The sequence below is a fragment of the Primorskyibacter sedentarius genome, assembly GCF_004342065.1.
In the GTDB taxonomy this organism is placed as follows: Bacteria; Pseudomonadota; Alphaproteobacteria; order Rhodobacterales; family Rhodobacteraceae; genus Primorskyibacter; species Primorskyibacter sedentarius.
Window position 1 is genome coordinate 539,822 of sequence record NZ_SLZU01000001.1, and the last position, 15,769, is coordinate 555,590.

The 15,769-nt window shown below is 61.6% G+C and carries 15 protein-coding genes and 1 pseudogene; 12 read left to right on the forward strand and 4 right to left on the reverse strand.

Features of this window, described 5'->3' with window-relative positions:
- Positions 1-53: 53 nt before the first annotated feature.
- The 3 genes from EDD52_RS02490 (at position 54) to EDD52_RS02500 (ending at position 3,336) form a co-directional block, all read left to right on the forward strand.
- A complete protein-coding gene (locus tag EDD52_RS02490; RefSeq protein WP_132241456.1) occupies positions 54-1,613 on the forward strand; it encodes a bifunctional metallophosphatase/5'-nucleotidase in 1,560 nt (519 codons plus the stop codon).
- Between the two features lie 163 nt (positions 1,614-1,776).
- On the forward strand, positions 1,777-2,082 hold the full coding sequence (locus EDD52_RS02495; protein WP_132241458.1) for a DnaJ family domain-containing protein: 306 nt from the start codon (positions 1,777-1,779) through the stop codon (positions 2,080-2,082).
- 66 nt (positions 2,083-2,148) lie between these two features.
- A complete protein-coding gene (locus tag EDD52_RS02500) occupies positions 2,149-3,336 on the forward strand; it encodes a class I SAM-dependent methyltransferase (protein ID WP_132241460.1) in 1,188 nt (395 codons plus the stop codon).
- Here the strand turns inward: EDD52_RS02500 and EDD52_RS02505 are convergent.
- The 3 genes from EDD52_RS02505 to EDD52_RS02515 are packed head-to-tail and all read right to left on the reverse strand — an operon-like array spanning position 3,280 to position 5,574.
- Positions 3,280-4,647 carry an MATE family efflux transporter gene (locus tag EDD52_RS02505; RefSeq protein ID WP_132241462.1) on the reverse strand — a complete coding sequence of 456 codons (1,368 nt, stop codon included), beginning with the start codon at positions 4,645-4,647 and terminating at the stop codon, positions 3,280-3,282. The genes EDD52_RS02500 and EDD52_RS02505 overlap by 57 nt on opposite strands.
- The gene (locus tag EDD52_RS02510; RefSeq protein WP_132241464.1) at positions 4,640-5,149 is read right to left on the reverse strand and encodes a PaaI family thioesterase; all 510 of its coding nucleotides are present in this window, start codon (positions 5,147-5,149) and stop codon (positions 4,640-4,642) included. Before EDD52_RS02510 ends, EDD52_RS02505 begins: the two co-directional genes overlap by 8 nt.
- Positions 5,146-5,574 (reverse strand): PaaI family thioesterase, encoded by a 429-nt coding sequence (locus EDD52_RS02515; RefSeq protein WP_132241466.1) that lies wholly within the window; start codon positions 5,572-5,574, stop codon positions 5,146-5,148. The genes EDD52_RS02510 and EDD52_RS02515 overlap by 4 nt, the downstream gene beginning before the upstream one ends.
- A gap of 117 nt (positions 5,575-5,691) precedes the next feature.
- Here EDD52_RS02515 and EDD52_RS02520 point away from each other — a divergent pair, with 117 nt between their 5' ends.
- The 9 genes and pseudogenes from EDD52_RS02520 to EDD52_RS02560 all read left to right on the forward strand — a co-directional run bounded on the left by EDD52_RS02520 (position 5,692) and on the right by EDD52_RS02560 (position 14,635).
- Positions 5,692-6,063 carry a MerR family transcriptional regulator gene (locus tag EDD52_RS02520; RefSeq protein WP_132241468.1) on the forward strand — a complete coding sequence of 124 codons (372 nt, stop codon included), beginning with the start codon at positions 5,692-5,694 and terminating at the stop codon, positions 6,061-6,063.
- Positions 6,064-6,282: 219 nt separating this feature from the next.
- Positions 6,283-6,690: a MerR family transcriptional regulator gene (locus EDD52_RS02525; RefSeq protein ID WP_132241470.1), complete on the forward strand. Its 408-nt coding sequence runs from the start codon at positions 6,283-6,285 to the stop codon at positions 6,688-6,690.
- Positions 6,691-6,721: 31 nt separating this feature from the next.
- Positions 6,722-8,500, forward strand: coding sequence for an acyl-CoA dehydrogenase C-terminal domain-containing protein (locus EDD52_RS02530; protein WP_132241472.1), 1,779 nt, complete (start codon positions 6,722-6,724; stop codon positions 8,498-8,500).
- Between the two features lie 239 nt (positions 8,501-8,739).
- Positions 8,740-8,850, forward strand: a pseudogene (locus EDD52_RS24350) (hypothetical protein); the annotation flags it as partial.
- A 109-nt stretch (positions 8,851-8,959) separates the two neighbouring features.
- Entirely contained in the window at positions 8,960-9,598 is a 639-nt protein-coding gene (locus EDD52_RS02540; RefSeq protein ID WP_132241476.1) for a glutathione S-transferase family protein, read from the forward strand.
- 175 nt (positions 9,599-9,773) lie between these two features.
- Positions 9,774-10,985, forward strand: a complete 1,212-nt coding sequence (locus EDD52_RS02545; protein WP_132241478.1) for an acetyl-CoA C-acetyltransferase — start codon at positions 9,774-9,776, stop codon at positions 10,983-10,985.
- A gap of 83 nt (positions 10,986-11,068) precedes the next feature.
- Complete coding sequence (locus tag EDD52_RS02550) at positions 11,069-11,599, forward strand: hypothetical protein (protein ID WP_132241480.1); 531 nt, start codon at positions 11,069-11,071, stop codon at positions 11,597-11,599.
- Between the two features lie 64 nt (positions 11,600-11,663).
- Positions 11,664-13,856, forward strand: coding sequence for a 3-hydroxyacyl-CoA dehydrogenase NAD-binding domain-containing protein (locus EDD52_RS02555; protein WP_132241482.1), 2,193 nt, complete (start codon positions 11,664-11,666; stop codon positions 13,854-13,856).
- A gap of 395 nt (positions 13,857-14,251) precedes the next feature.
- Positions 14,252-14,635, forward strand: a complete 384-nt coding sequence (locus EDD52_RS02560; protein ID WP_243651808.1) for a MarR family winged helix-turn-helix transcriptional regulator — start codon at positions 14,252-14,254, stop codon at positions 14,633-14,635.
- A gap of 81 nt (positions 14,636-14,716) precedes the next feature.
- Here EDD52_RS02560 and EDD52_RS02565 read toward each other — a convergent pair whose 3' ends face one another.
- Entirely contained in the window at positions 14,717-15,508 is a 792-nt protein-coding gene (locus EDD52_RS02565) for an inositol monophosphatase family protein (protein ID WP_132241486.1), read from the reverse strand.
- Positions 15,509-15,769: the final 261 nt, after the last annotated feature.

The following is a 15,769-nucleotide window of genomic DNA, read 5'->3' on the forward strand; positions in this document are numbered from 1 at the left end:
ACCGGAAACGGCACGATCCCGGAGATAAAAAAATCGACAGAGAGGACCAGATAATGTCTATCCGCCTTTTGACCGGAGCCGCAGCGCTTGCATTGACCGCAGGGGCCGCCGCTGCCGACTATTCGTTGACCATCCTGCACACGAACGACTTCCACGCCCGTTTCGAGCCGATCTCCAAGTATGATTCGGGCTGTTCGGCCGAAGACAACACCAATGGCGAATGCTTCGGCGGCTCCGCGCGTCTTGTCACCGCGATCGAGGAGGCGCGCAAACGCTCCAACAACGCCATTCTGGTGGACGGGGGCGATCAGTTCCAGGGCACGCTGTTCTACACCTATTACAAGGGCAAACTTGCCGCCGAGATGATGAACAAGATGGGTTACGACGCGATGACCGTGGGCAACCACGAATTCGACGACGGCCCCGAAGTTCTGCGCGGCTTCATGGATGCTGTCGACTTCCCGGTTCTGATGTCCAACGCCGATGTCTCGGGCGAGGAACTGCTGGCCGATGTGCTGATGAAATCCACCGTGATCGAACGTGGCGGTGAAAAGTTGGGCCTGATCGGCCTGACACCGCAAAACACGGACGAGCTGGCCTCGCCCGGCAAGAACATCATCTTCACCGACCCCAGCGACGCCGTGCAGGGCGAGGTCGACAAGCTGACCGAGATGGGCGTGAACAAGATCATCGTCCTGTCGCATTCGGGCTACGGTGTTGATCAGGCCGTTGCCGAGAACACGACCGGCGTCGACGTGATCGTGGGCGGGCATTCGAACACGCTGCTGTCCAACACAATCGAAGGCGCCGCAGGCTCCTACCCGACGATGGTTGGCAATACGGCCATCGTGCAGGCCTATGCTTACGGCAAGTTCCTGGGCGAGCTGAACGTGACCTTTGACGACGAAGGCAACGTGACCGAGGCCGTCGGCGAGCCAATCATCCTTGATGGTGCCGTCACCGAAGACGAAGCAACCGTCGCGCGCATCGCCGAGGCCGCAGCGCCGCTGGAAGAGATCCGCAACAAGGTCGTGGCCGAAGCCGCCGAAGCGATCGAAGGCAACCGCGATGTCTGCCGGGCGATGGAATGCTCCATGGGCAATCTGGTGGCCGATGCCATGCTGGCACGCGTGAAGGACCAGGGCATCGAGATCGCCATCGCGAACTCGGGCGGTCTGCGGGCCTCTATCGATGCGGGCGAGGTCACAATGGGCGAAGTCCTGACCGTGCTGCCCTTCCAGAACACGCTTTCCACCTTCCAGGTTTCCGGCGCGACCGTTGTCGAGGCGCTTGAAAACGGTGTCAGCCAGATCGAGGAAGGCGCAGGTCGCTTCCCGCAGGTGGCGGGCATCACCTTCACGGTCGATGCTGCGGCAGAGCCGGGCAGCCGTGTCTCTGACGTGATGGTCGGCGGTGCGCCGATTGATGCAGAGAAAATGTATGGCGTGGTGTCCAACAACTACGTCCGTAACGGTGGCGACGGCTACAAGATGTTCGTGGACGCCGAAAACGCCTATGACTTCGGCCCCGACCTTGCCGATGTGACGGCCGAATTCATTGCTGAAAACGCGCCCTACCAGCCCTACACGGATGGCCGCATCACGATGAAATAAGTCGGCCTCTGGCGACCGGCACCAGATGGGCCTCGGCACTTTGCCGGGGCCCATTCCGTTTGCCGGGTCAGGAACCGGTGAACGGGGGTTGCCGCCGGGCCACTGGAAATTTCGGCGTGCGAGGTCTATCTTGGCGCAAGAGACGCGCAAGTTGGAAACGGCCATGGACCACCCCCTGATTGATCTGATCACCGCGCGCATACGCGCTGCCGAAGCCGAAGGCGCCTTTGACAACCTGCCCGGTGCAGGCAAACCTCTTCCGCCCTGTGATGATCCGGAAAACGCGCTGATCAACCGGTTGATGAAGGAAAACGGCGCAGCGCCTGAATTTGTCTCGCTTTCCCGCGAACTGGCGCGCCTGCGCGAAGAGTTGCGCGCCGAAGATGACCGCACGAAGCGGCGCGAGATCATGAAGGAAATGTCGATGATGGAAGCGCGCATCGACATCGCTCGAAAGGCCGCTCGGTAAGCTTTGTCTTTCAGACATTTGCGTGGCAGGTTGCCCGCGCAATAGTCGCGTCACGAAAGGCAGCACATGGTCACGGTATCCGAACAATACGAGGCCTATCCCTATCCTGAACGCGACCCGGCGGATGAAAAGACGCGGCTGATCGAAGGATCGCCCAGCCACCCGCGCGAGATTGATCATTTTCTGTTTTCCGGCCAGCGCGACTGGTCCCGGCCTTTCCGCGCGCTGGTGGCAGGGGGTGGCACGGGGGACGGGCTGATCATGCTGGCGCAGCATCTGGCGAACTCCTCTCACCCGCACGAGATCACCTATGTCGATCTGTCCACCGCGTCGCGTCAGGTGGCCGAGGCCCGCGCAAAGGTGCGGGGGCTCAACAACATCACCTTCGTGACCGGCAGCTTGCTGGATGCGCCCGACCTTGGCGAGTTCGATTATATCGATTGCTGCGGCGTGCTGCATCACCTGCCCGACCCGGCGGCGGGCTTTGCCGCGCTTCGTTCCGCCGTTGCACCTGATGGCGGGCTCGGTTTTATGGTCTATGCGCCATACGGACGGTCGGGCGTCTACCCGCTGCAAGAGGCGTTCGGCGCACTGCTGGACGGATTGCCACCCGCCAAGCGTCTGGAGGAGGCGCGGCGGCTGGTTGACGGCCTGCCCGCAGGCCACCCGTTCCGGCTCAACCCGCATCTGGTGGACCACCGGCAAAGCGCGGCAGGGTTTTATGATCTGCTGCTCCATTCGCAGGATCGCGCCTTTGGCATCGCAGAACTGATGCAGACCTTGGGTGATACGGGGTGGGCGCTGACAGACCTCACGCAGCCCGCGCTTTATGATCTATCCCGGATCGCGGATGTCCCGGACCACCTGAGCAAAACCGACGCGATGGCCATCGCCGAAAAACTGCTCGGCACGATCAAGCTGCATATTGGCTATGCCGCGCCGTCAGGCAGCGGCGACCGGGTTGCGACGGGCGCCAGCCGCAGTGCCATTCCGCATCTGCGCGGCGCGTCCCCGAAGGCGCTGGCAAAGGTGATCGCGCAGGGCAAAGCGCCAAAGCTTTCGGTGTCGGGGGTGGATTCTTGGCTGAAGTTGCCAAGGCAGGCGGCGCCGCTTCTGGCAGGGATCGACGGGTCCCGCACCGTTGCGCAAATCATCAGCGCCGCGCGGCTTGAGCCCCTGCAAGGTGGTGCGCTCTGGTCACGGGTGGATGCCGCCCTGCGCCCCTGGGGGCTGCTGCTCTATTCCGGTTTCTGAGGCTGCGGCCTCCAGCGCCGGATAGCGCAGCCACAGGAACGCGCCACGCGCGATGAAAAAGATCAACTGCGCCAGCCAAAGCCCGTGATTGCCAAAGCTTGGCACCAACAGCAGCACCGAGCCCACGTAAACCGCAAAGCTGAGCGCCATCATGTTGCGCATATCCGCACTGCGCGTGGCACCGATGAAAATGCCATCCAGCATCCACGCAGCCGTGCCAGCCAGCGGGGCAATCACCATGTAAGACAGGTAAAGCCGCGCCTCCGCGCGCACGTCGGGCGCATCTGCCATCAGGTCGATGATGATCCCGCCCAGCAATGCAAAGCTGACCACCATCACAGCGCTTGTGGCCACGCCCCAGACGCTTGTGATGACCGCACTTCGGCGCAGCCGTGCCACCGCCCCTGCACCAAAGGCCCGCCCGACCAGCGCTTCGGCGGCGAAGGCGAACCCGTCCATCGCCGCGGCGGTGATATGCAGAAACTGCAGAAGCACCTGATTGGCCGCCAACGTCACATCCCCGAAATCGGCACCCAGGAACAGGAAAGACACGAACCCCACTTCAAGCAGGGCCGACCGGATCAGGATGTCGGTGTTCACGCCCAGCATCCGCTTCAGCCGCATCTTGTCGAAGACGCGCGGCCAATCGCGCCAGTCCGGCACACCAAAGGCTGCGCGGCAGAGCCAAAGGCCAAGGCCAAGCCCGCTCCACTCCGCAAGGAACGTGGCTGCCGCGACGCCGTTCACGCCCCAGCCAAGCTGCAGCACGAACACAAGGTCCAGCACGACGTTCAGCCCGTTCATCCACAGTTGCAGCACCAGCACGGCGCGGGTGCGCTCTTGCGCGATCAGCCACCCGCTGATGCCAAAAAGCGCAATGGCGGCAGGTGCGGACCAGACCCGAATGGCAAGGTAATCGCGCGCCATCCCCTCGACCTCGGCAGAGGCGGGCGACACGTAAAAGGCGCCGGCAAAGATCAGCTTTTGCAGAACGATCAGTAGCACCCCGGCTGCTAGGCCGATCATCAGCACGCGTGTCAGGAGTGCGGCGACCTCGGCAGTGTTGCCCGCGCCCGCCGCCTGGCTGGTCAACCCGACGGTCCCCATCCGCAGAAAACCGAACATCCAGTAGATCGCGGTCAGGATGATCGCGCCGATGCCAACAGCGCCGATCGGGGCCGCCTCGCCCAACTGCCCAACGACGCCCGTATCGACGACCCCGAGGATCGGCACCGTGGCATTCGCCAGCACGATCGGCAGCGCGATCTTCAGAACCCTGCGATGCGAGATGTCTTGCGCGGGATCAGCCATCTGTGCGCGGCATCAGGAAATGGCCGGTGGCCTGGGCAATCGGTCTGTCGTGATTGTCCTGCCAGGCATAGGTGTGAACGCTCGCATAGCGCCGACCGGAGCGCGTGACATGCGCGCGGGCATAGCTGTCACGCGGCAGGCCGGACCGCAGGTAATCGACGGTGAAGTCGATAGTCTTTGGCAGGCGAGGCAGTTTGCCCTCCTCCAGCGATGCCACATCGATACGCCCGGACTCCACGCCCTCCCACATCATCGACCAGCTGAGCCCGATGATGGCCGTGACCTCCAGAAAGGCCGCGGTGACCCCGCCATGTATGGCGGGCAGGTAAGGGTTTCCGATCAGCTTGTCGTCAAAGCCAAGCTCTGCTGTCAGCTCATCCCCCCGCCTGTCAAAGCGGATGCCAAGGAATTGCGCATAAGGCACGCCTTCGACGAGCGCGCGCAATGCCGCGTCGCGTCGCTGTTTGACCACCTGGATGGGTTCCGGCGTCTTGCGGGTCATTTCTGTGTGGCCTCCACCGTGAAGGCGCCGGTGGCCGTCGCAACCGGGTTGTCGGCATCTTCGTCCATCGCCACGGCGCGCACGAAGGCAACTGAGCGCGTCAGGTGATAGCAGGTCGCGCGGGTGCGAATCGTCTGCCCCGGTGTCGCGGGTCGCATGTAATCGATGCGCAGATCTATGGTGGCTGTGACCGATGGCAGGTCAGGATGGCTCATCACCGCGGCGCCGCAGCAGGTATCCATCAGGGCCGAAACCGCCCCGCCGTGAATCACACCGGTTTGGGGATCACCCACAAATCGCGGATCATAGGGCATGCGGATCTCGGCAGAGCCGTCGCCGATCTCTTCAAGTTGCATGCCAAGCGCGCGGGCATGAGGAATGGCCTGAATGAAATCCCGCGCGACGCGGGTCCGCTCTTCGCTCATTGAAAAAGGTGTCCTGCTGATGCCATGCTTATATGGTCCGCTTCGCGCCCGGATCGCAACCCCGGCTGTTGCCCTTCGCACCGCGCTTGCATAACCTGTTGGCAGGAGACCATGCCAATGCCCGATACCCGCCTCAGCTTCAAGGAAATGTGCGCTCGTTTCGACGTCACGCCGCGAACCCTGCGCTATTACGAGTATATAGAGCTTTTGCACCCTGAACGCGAAGGGCGGTCACGGTTTTACGGGCCGCGGGAATGCGCGCGCATGACGCTTATCCTGCGCGGGCGTCGCTTCGGCTTTCAGCTGGAGGAAATCCGCCAGTGGCTGCTGATCTACGAACACGAAGGCACCGAGGCGCAGAATCGCTCCTGGGTAGAGGCAGCGACGCGCCAGCTTGGCGAGCTCGAAGAGCAGCGCCGCCAGCTTGACGAGGCCTATAACGAGTTGCGAGGCCTGCGCGATGAAGTCGCCGAGTCGCTGAAAGACTGAGTCGGCACGACGTTAGGTAAACAACCCGTACCTTTTACCACCCGGTAAAATCTAAGCGCTTTGAAAGATAGTTTCAGGGCTTGCCCGCTAACGCGACATGATCTTACGTCAACCTGCTTTTGACGCAGCGTTGCTTCTGCGTAAGGAAAATTCCCATTGTAAGAATGTGGTCGGAAAGTACCTAAAAGCCTATCCAACAGACAAGTGGAGGGTTTGGTAATGAGCAACAACGACAACACTATGACAATTCGGGAGATGTGCGACGCATTCGAGGTGACCCCCAGGGCGCTGCGATTCTACGAATCGAAGGAACTGCTGTTCCCGATCCGCGACGGCCAGAAACGGCTTTTCACCAATCGCGATCGTGCCCGGCTGAAACTGATCCTGCGCGGCAAGCGCTTTGGATTCAGCCTGGAGGAAATCCGCCAGCTTCTCGATCTATACCACGTCGGTGACCAGCAGCAGACGCAGCTTCACCGGACATACGAGATCGCGCAGGAACGGCTGAACGCGATGATCAATCAACGCGACGAGCTGAACGCCGCCATCGCAGAGCTCGAAGACCAGATGAAATGGGGTGAGAAGATGCTCACCTCGATGAACCAGACCAAGCGGGCAGCCGAATAGGATCTGCCCCGCCACGACCGGAGGATCTATTATGCCCAGCTACACCGCCCCAACGAAGGATATGCAATTCCTTCTGCACGAAATGCTCAATGTCTCGGCCGTGGACGTCCCCGGCTATGACGAGCTGGAAGCCGATTTTACCGGCGCGGTGTTGGAAGAGGCGGGCAAGCTCGCCTCCGAAGTGCTGGCACCGTTGAACACGGTGGGCGACACTGAAGGTTGCGTTCTTGAAAACGGCGTCGTGCGCACGCCGACAGGCTTCAAGGACGCTTTCAAGCAGATGCAGGAAGGCGGCTGGACCGCGCTTGACTGCGACCCGGAATATGGCGGTCAGGGCATGCCCTACCTGCTTGGGACTGCGGTGGGCGAAATCTTTGTCGGCGCCAACATGGCGTTCAACATGTATCAGGGCCTGACCCATGGCGCCTATTCGGCGATCCATGCGCATGGCTCGGACGAGCAGAAAGCTACCTATCTGCCAAAAATGGTCACCTGCGAATGGACCGGCACAATGAACCTGACGGAGCCGCATTGCGGCACCGATCTGGGCCTGATGCGCACGAAGGCCGAACCGCAGGATGACGGCAGTTACAAGATCACCGGGCAGAAGATCTTTATCTCCGCCGGTGAACACGACATGGCCGAGAACATCATCCATCTGGTTCTGGCCAAGATCCCGGGCGGGCCCGAGGGCATCAAGGGTGTCTCGCTGTTCATCGTTCCCAAATTCCTCGTCAATCAGGACGGCAGCCTTGGCGCGCGCAATGGCGTGAGCTGCGGCAAGATCGAGGAAAAGATGGGCATTCACGGCAACTCGACCTGCGTGATGAACTATGATGGGGCGACTGGCTACCTGATCGGGACAGAGCACAAGGGCATGCGTGCGATGTTCACCATGATGAACGAGGCCCGCATGGGCGTCGGTCTGCAGGGTTACGCGCAGGCCGAGGCCGCCTATCAGAACGCCGTGATCTACGCCAATGACCGGCTTCAGGGTCGCGACGTGACGGGTGCCAAAAACCCCGACGGTCCCGCGGATCCCCTGATCGTCCATCCCGACATCCGGCGCAGCCTGATGGATCAGAAGAGCTTTGTCGAAGGCGCGCGCGCGCTTACCTTCTGGGGGGCGCATCTGATCGACAGATCGCACCGGGCGGATGACAAGGACGCCGAGGGCCTGATTTCCCTGCTCACCCCCGTAATCAAGGGGTTTCAGACCGACAAAGGTTTCGAAATGGCCATTCAGGCGCAGCAGGTTTACGGCGGCCACGGCTATATCGAGGAATGGGGCATGTCCCAATTCGCCCGCGACGCCCGGATTGCCATGATCTACGAAGGCGCCAACGGCGTGCAGGCGCTGGACCTTGTCGGCCGGAAACTGGCACAGGATGGCGGCAAGCACGTCATGGCCTTCTTCGACATGGTGAAGACCTTCATCAAGGAAAATGGCGGTGACGAGGCGTTCGACAAGGACTTCCTTGACCCGCTGAAATCCGCGTCAAAGGATCTTCAGGCGGCGGGGATGTTCTTCATGCAGCAAGGCATGAAGAACCCGAATAACGCGCTGGCGGGTTCGTATGACTTCATGCACCTCTTCGGTCACGTCTGCCTTGGGCTGATGTGGGCGCGCATGGGGCTTGCCGCGAAATCCGCCCTTGATGCCGGTGCCTCGGACACAGAATTCTACAAGACCAAGCTCGCGACCGGGCGCTATTACATGGCGCGCCACCTGCCAGCCACAAAGATGCACCTTGCCCGGATTGAAAGCGGTGCGGACACGGTGATGGCGCTGGAAGCCGAAAACTTCTGATCGCTTGAGGGCGGGGCCAGTGCCCCGCCTTTTTTGCATCCCGCGCAGCGCGATCGGGGGTTGCGCCCCTACCAGAGCTTCGGAACACCCGGTTCACGCTGGCAGACTGCGTCACGAAACCCACCCTCGTACGCGCCTGCCTCGCCTTTGCATCCGGCGGACATGCTGAGCGCCGAAAAGCGCAGCCGTGGCAAAACTTCGGCTGACCGAAATCCAAACTTCCGGCTGCGTGCCTTCAATTACACCCGCGCGATAGCTACATGCAGGATTATGCGATCGGGGAGGTGCGGCCAGACGCCCATGTGCAGCGGGTCTATGGCGGCACCAGCGAAATCGTGAAAGAACTGATCGCAAGGTCGATTTGCAATGGCAAACGACCGCCCCGAAAGTCTGGGGCGGACCGGGGTCACATTTTGGCATCCGGCACGCCCCGCCTGCCCACGATCAAGGACGACACCTATGACCATCCAACTGCACTGCTTCGGCGAATCCGGGAATGCCTACAAGGCGGCACTGGCTTTGCAGCTCTCCGGCCTCGAATGGGAGCCTGTCTATGTCGATTTCTTCAACGGTGCGACCCGGGCACCCGATTACCGTGAATCGCTCAACGCGATGGGTGAAGTGCCCGTGATGATCGATGGTGACGTGCGGCTGACCCAGTCCGGTGTCATCCAGCAATATGTCACAGAGAAATCCGGCCTGTTCGGCGGCAAGACCCCCGAAGAGGCCCGCGAGGTCATGCGGTGGGTGTTCTGGGACAATCACAAGCTGTCCAGCCAGGCGGGGATGACGCGTTTTCTGATGAACTTCCTGCCTGAAGATAAACGCCCGGCAGAGGTGATCGCCTTCATGCAGGGCCGTCTGAAGGCGGCTTATGCGATCCTGGACGCGCATCTCGCCGGTCGGGAATGGATCGTCGGCGACGCGCTGACCAATGCCGATCTGTGCTGCTGCGGCTATCTTTATTACCCCGAACCCTATGGTTTCGTGCGCGAGGACTGGCCCAATATCGACGCCTGGCTCACCCGGCTTAGCCAGGTTCCCGGATGGAAACATCCCTATGACCTGATGCCCGGCTCCCCTGCCGACAGGGCGTAAGAGGAGATTTCGCCGCGCGACCCTATATAACGGAATATCGCGGCGCCGCGCCCGGCCGCTGACTTTTTGTGACGGGGCGTCGTTTACGTAAAACGTCGCCACGTCACCCTTGATCGTTACCCGTTCTGACGGCCAAGTCAGAGACAACACGCGAGACCCGTAAAGGACGAACAGCATGACCGAAGCCTATATCTACGACGCAGTCCGTACGCCGCGCGGCAAAGGCCGCAAGGATGGTGCCTTGCATGAAGTCACCAGCCTGCGGCTTTCGGCGCAGGTGCTTAATTCACTGAAAGAGCGCAACGGCCTTGATGGCCACGCGGTCGAAGATGTGATCTGGGGCAATGTCACGCAAGTTGGCGAACAGGGCGGCTGTCTGGCGCGCTCTGCCGTTCTCGCCTCGGATCTGGACGAATCCATCCCCGGTCTGGCGATCAACCGCTTCTGCGCGTCCGGAATGGAGGCGGTGAACCTTGCCGCCAATCAGGTGCGCGGCGGCGCGGGAGAGGCCTATATCGCAGGCGGGGTCGAAATGATGGGCCGCGTTGCCATGGGCTCTGACGGGGCGGCCATTGCGGTTGATCCCAGCCTGGCGATGGACAGCTATTTCGTACCGCAAGGCATCAGCGCCGATATCATTGCCACCGAATACGGGTTCACCCGCGATCAGGCCGATGCGCTGGCCGTGGAATCCCAGCGCCGTGCGGCGGAGGCGTGGAAGGACAACCGGTTCGCGAAATCCGTTATCACCGTGCGCGACCAGAACGGTCTGCCGATCCTTGACCACGACGAATACATGCGCCCGGGCACCGATATGCAGTCGCTGGGCGCGCTTAACCCCAGCTTCAAGCAGATGGGCGAGGTCATGCCCGGCTTCGACGCTGTGGCGCTGATGAAATACCCGCATCTGGAGCGGATCAACCACATCCACCACGCGGGCAACTCCTCTGGCATCGTTGATGGGTCCGCGGGTGTTCTGATTGGCAGCAAGGCGTTTGGCGAGGCCCATGGGCTGACCCCGCGCGCACGCATCAGGGCCACCGCCAAGATCGGCACTGACCCGACGATCATGCTGACGGGCCCTGTGCCAGTGACCGAAAAGATCCTCGCCGATAGCGGCATGAGCATTGACGACATCGACCTGTTCGAGGTGAACGAGGCCTTTGCCGCCGTTGTGCTGCGCTTCATGCAGGCGTTCGGCGTGGGCGAAGACAAGGTCAACGTCAATGGCGGCTCTATCGCGATGGGCCATCCGCTGGGTGCCACGGGTGCTATCATCATCAGCACGCTGCTGGACGAATTGGAACGTACCGGCAAAGGTACCGGGCTTGCCACGCTGTGCATCGCCTCGGGAATGGGTGCCGCGACAATTATCGAGCGCGTGTAACCCGTGGCGGCGTCCTGCGTCAAAGATCGTGACAACGCCGGACCTGCCCCGGCCGGGCCGGTGGCGCCTTCGGGGTCGGTCTCATGACGCGGCAGATCGTGCAGGAATGGCTCAACCGCACCAGCGCGTGCTTCGTGGCGAACGATTTTGCGACCTACAAGGAGCATATGGCCTTTCCCGTCAGCATCACCACCGATGGTGGCGGAAACTGGACAATCACCGACGAGGCGATGCTGCAAAATGGCTTCGACGCATGGGTCCGGATGATGCACGAACAGCGCGTAACGCATCTGGTCCGCACGGTACGCAACTACGAAGTGATCGAAGGGGGCGATCTTTGGGCGCTTTATACCGCTGAGCTTTTGAGCAACGCGGTGCGCGTCGTTCCCGCCTACGATTCCTACTTGCGCCTGCGCAATGCCGAAGGGGGGTGGAAATGCGATCTGGTCCTGTCTGGATTGGCGAACCCCACATGGCCGGTGATCGTGCCCAGAGTAAAAACGGCCAAGAGCCCTCCGGGGGGCGCCTGGCCAGATCCCGCCCGGCCTTCTGCCGACAGCCGCTATGCGCCGTCATCGCCAGGATCAGGTGACAGCGACCGGGACCGCTCCTAGCGCCCACCTTTAGAACATGCCGCGCAACAGCGGACCCGAAACACCTCTGAACGGAGAACAAGACATGACCGATTTCACGATGGCCACTGACAGCGACGGCGTTGCCGTCATCACCTGGGACGTTCCGGGCAAATCCATGAACGTCATGTCGCTGGAAGGCTTTGACCAGCTTGAGACGTTGATTGATGACGCTCTGGCCGATGAGGCCGTGAAAGGCATCGTCATCACCTCTGGCAAGTCCACCTTCGCGGGCGGCATGGATCTGAACATCATTGCCAAGATGAAGCAAAGCGCAGGCGACGATCCTGCACGCGGGCTGTTCGAAGGGACGATGGCCAAGCACAAGCTGCTGCGCAAGATCGAACGCGCAGACATGGATGACAAGAACAAGGGCGGCAAGCCGATTGCTGCCGCCCTGCCCGGCACGGCGCTTGGCATCGGCTATGAACTGCCGCTGGTCTGCCACCGCATTTTCTGCGCCGATGACCCCAAGGCAAAGATCGGCCTGCCAGAGATCATGGTCGGCATTTTCCCCGGCCTTGGCGGCACCACGCGGCTGGTGCGCAAGATGGGCGCGATGGCGGCCTCGCCATTCCTGCTCGAAGGCAAGCTTCTGGACCCCAAGAAAGCCAAGGCCGCGGGCCTGATCGACGAAGTCGTCGAAGATCCTCTCGCCGCCGCGAAGGCATGGGTGCTGCAAGCCGGCCCCGCCGATATCGTGAAGCCGTGGGATGCCAAGGGATACAAGATGCCCGGCGGCGCGCCCTATCACCCGGCAGGGTTCATGACCTTCGTGGGTGCCAGCGCGATGGTCAACGGCAAGACCAAGGGCGTCTATCCGGCGGCCAAGGCGTTGCTCTCTGCTGTTTACGAAGGTGCGATGGTGCCCTTTGATACGGCGCTCAAGATCGAGGCGCGCTGGTTCACCAATGTGCTGCTGAACCCATCCTCGGGCGCGATGATTCGGTCGCTCTTCATCAACAAGGAAGCGTTGGAAAAAGGCGCCAACCGTCCCGATGTGGCCGATGAGCGCGTCAAGAAAGTCGGCGTGTTGGGGGCCGGCATGATGGGTGCGGGCATCGCGCTGGTATCCGCTCAGGCCGGGATCGAAGTTGTCCTGCTGGATCAGAAACAGTACGCCGCCGATCGGGGCCGCGAGTACACGGCCGGCCATATGGACAAGGGCATCGCCCGCAAGAAAGCCACGCCCGAGAAGAAGGAAGAAGTGCTGTCCCGCATCACCGCCACCACCGATTATGCAGCGCTCAAGGGCTGCGACCTGATCGTCGAGGCGGTGTTCGAAGACCCAAAGATCAAGGCCGAGGTCACGCAAGCCGTCGAGGCCGTGATTGGCGAGGATTGCATCTTTGCCACCAACACTTCGACCCTGCCGATCTCTGACCTGGCAAAGGCCAGCAAACGGCCCGAGCAGTTCATCGGCATCCACTTCTTCAGCCCGGTGGAAAAGATGATGCTGGTCGAGATCATCAAGGGCCGCGAAACCGGCACCCGCGCCGTTGCCAAGGCGCTGGATTTCGTGCGCCAGATCCGCAAGACGCCCATCGTGGTGAACGACGCGCGGTTCTTCTACGCCAACCGCTGCATCATCCCCTATATCAACGAAGGCATCCGCATGGTTGCCGAGGGCGTCTCGCCTGCACTGATCGAAAATGCCGCCAAGATGGTCGGCATGCCGCTGGGCCCGCTGCAGCTGGTGGATGAAACCTCCATTGATCTGGGCGCCAAGATTGCCCGCGCGACCAAGGCCGCGATGGGCGATGCCTATCCTGACGGCGCGGTGGACGAGGTGATCTTCTGGATGGAGGCCGAAGGCCGTTTGGGCCGCAAGTCCAATGCCGGTTTCTACAGCTATGACGACAAGGGCAAGCGGCAGGGCCTGTGGTCCGGTCTGGGCGAGCGGTATGCGCAGGCCGACGAGCAGCCTTCGCTGGTCGAAGTGCAGCACCGGCTGCTCTTTGCTCAGGTGCTGGAAGCCGTGCGTGCGCTGGAAGAGGGCGTGCTGGAAGACATCCGCGAAGGTGATGTGGGCGCGATCCTTGGCTGGGGCTTTGCCCCGTGGTCGGGCGGCCCGTTCAGCTGGCTCGACATCATCGGCACGCCTTATGCTGCCGAACGTTGCGACCAGCTGACCGAAGCCTATGGCGACCGGTTCGCCTGCCCCGACCTGCTGCGCGAGATGGCAAGCAAGGGCCAGGAATTCTACGGCCGGTTTGGTCCCAAAGCCGCCGCAGCCTGAACGATCAGCAGGGGGGCTATCCGGCCCCCCTCGCCTCTACGGGCTACGGCCTCTCCAAGCCATCCGCGGCCCGTTAGAGAGCGGAGATTGGCTTTCCCGGAGATCTGACACCCTGCCCGACAGGCTGTCCGTAAAGAAAGGCCGAGTGATTTGCGGCCTGATTTTCTGCGATCAGATTTTGACCAGATCGGTTTGGCAAAGGTTAACTGCGTTATCCGCCCAGCGACAAAGACCGTGACAGAAATCAAGAACTTCGGCACTCTGTACCCGCGGCCTTTGCATGGTGCCGCACGGGAAACGGACCAGGGGACCAGCTCATATCGCGGCGCAGTGACAAAAATACGGATGGGACAGAGATCAAACTCGGACGGCTCGGGACGTCTTTAGGCTTCCTGTTGCGCATCGCCCAGATAGATTCGTTTGAATCCTTCTATCAAACACTGTCGGAACATGGCCTGCGCCCCGGCGAATTCTCGGTACTTTGGCTGCTATACGAAACCCCCGGCATCCGGCAGGGCGCTCTGGCCCGGCACTTGCGGATCAAGCGCCCCCACATGACCAAGATGATCCAGAACTTCGAAGAGCGCGGCCTGGTCACGCGCACCGTGCCCGACAGCGACCGGCGCGGGATGGAGCTGCGCCTCACCGCCAAGGGTCACAAGTTTGTCGAGGAGAGGCAGGAGGCCTTCTTCAACTTCGCCGACAGTGAGCTGGACCGGCTGGACCCCGAGGAGGCGCAGCAGCTCATCACGCTCCTGCGCAAGTTTCTGGGGTTTTGACGCAATCCATTTGCACCAGAACCCGCGCGTTGGCCGGGCAGAGAACGACCCCGCCCAGCGAGGTCTGCCGCCTTGCGCCATTCAAACGTTGCGAATGATTTTGACCAGATCGTCGTAAAGATCGCCATTGGCCACGAGAGGATCGCCATCAACCAATGGGTCGTGACCTTCGCGGACCGGACCGACAAGCCCGCCTGCCTCGGACACGAGCAGCATTCCGGCCGCGATGTCCCAGATCTTCACTTCGCGCTCCCAGTAGCCTTCGTAGCGGCCTGCGGCGACATAAGCCAGATCAAGCGCCGCGCTTCCCGACTGGCGCAGCCCTGCGCATTCCGGCATCAGCCTTGCAATATCCTGCATCGTCGCCGGCAGGGTACGCTTTGTGCCAAACGGCACCCCGGTTGCGAAAACCGCATCCGTCATCCGGCTACGTCCCGAGACGCGCAGGCGGCGGTTGTCGTTCAGCCAGGTGCCAGAGCCTTTTTCGGCGTAGAACATCTCGTCTTTGGCAGCGTCGAAAACGACGGCCGATACGATCTGGCCCTTGTGTTCCAGCGCGATGGAAACCGCCCAATGCGGCAAGCCGTGCAAAAAGTTGGAGGTTCCGTCCAGCGGGTCGACGATCCAGCGGCGCGTCGGATCCTTGCCTGCGATCTCGCCGCCCTCTTCGGCCAGCCAGCCATAGGTGGGGCGCGCCTCAAGCAGCGCTTCCTTCAGAATTTCTTCGGAGGCCAGATCCGCTTTGGTCACGAAATCTCCGGCACCTTTGCGAGACACCTGAAGGTTCTCGACCTCGCGAAAGTCCTTGACCAAAGACCGTCCCGCCTTGCGAGCCGCCTTGATCATGATGTTGAGATTTGCACTGCCCTGCATCGCGCCGGTTCCTCATCTAATCAGGCCGCGCGTATACGCGCCCTGAACGACATTGCCAAGGGGCGTGGGCGATGGCGGCAATTGGAAGGCAGTGACATGGCAACTGTCGCCCGCCAAAATCGGCTCAGACTTCGAGCATTCCGGCCTGCCTCAAGCGGGTCTTGTCAGATTTTCAGTGCAAAAGCTGCCGGATACGCTGCCTTTTGACCGGGCTGCGTCTTTCATCCGAACCTACAGTCTTCAGTGCCGCGCAGCACAGCC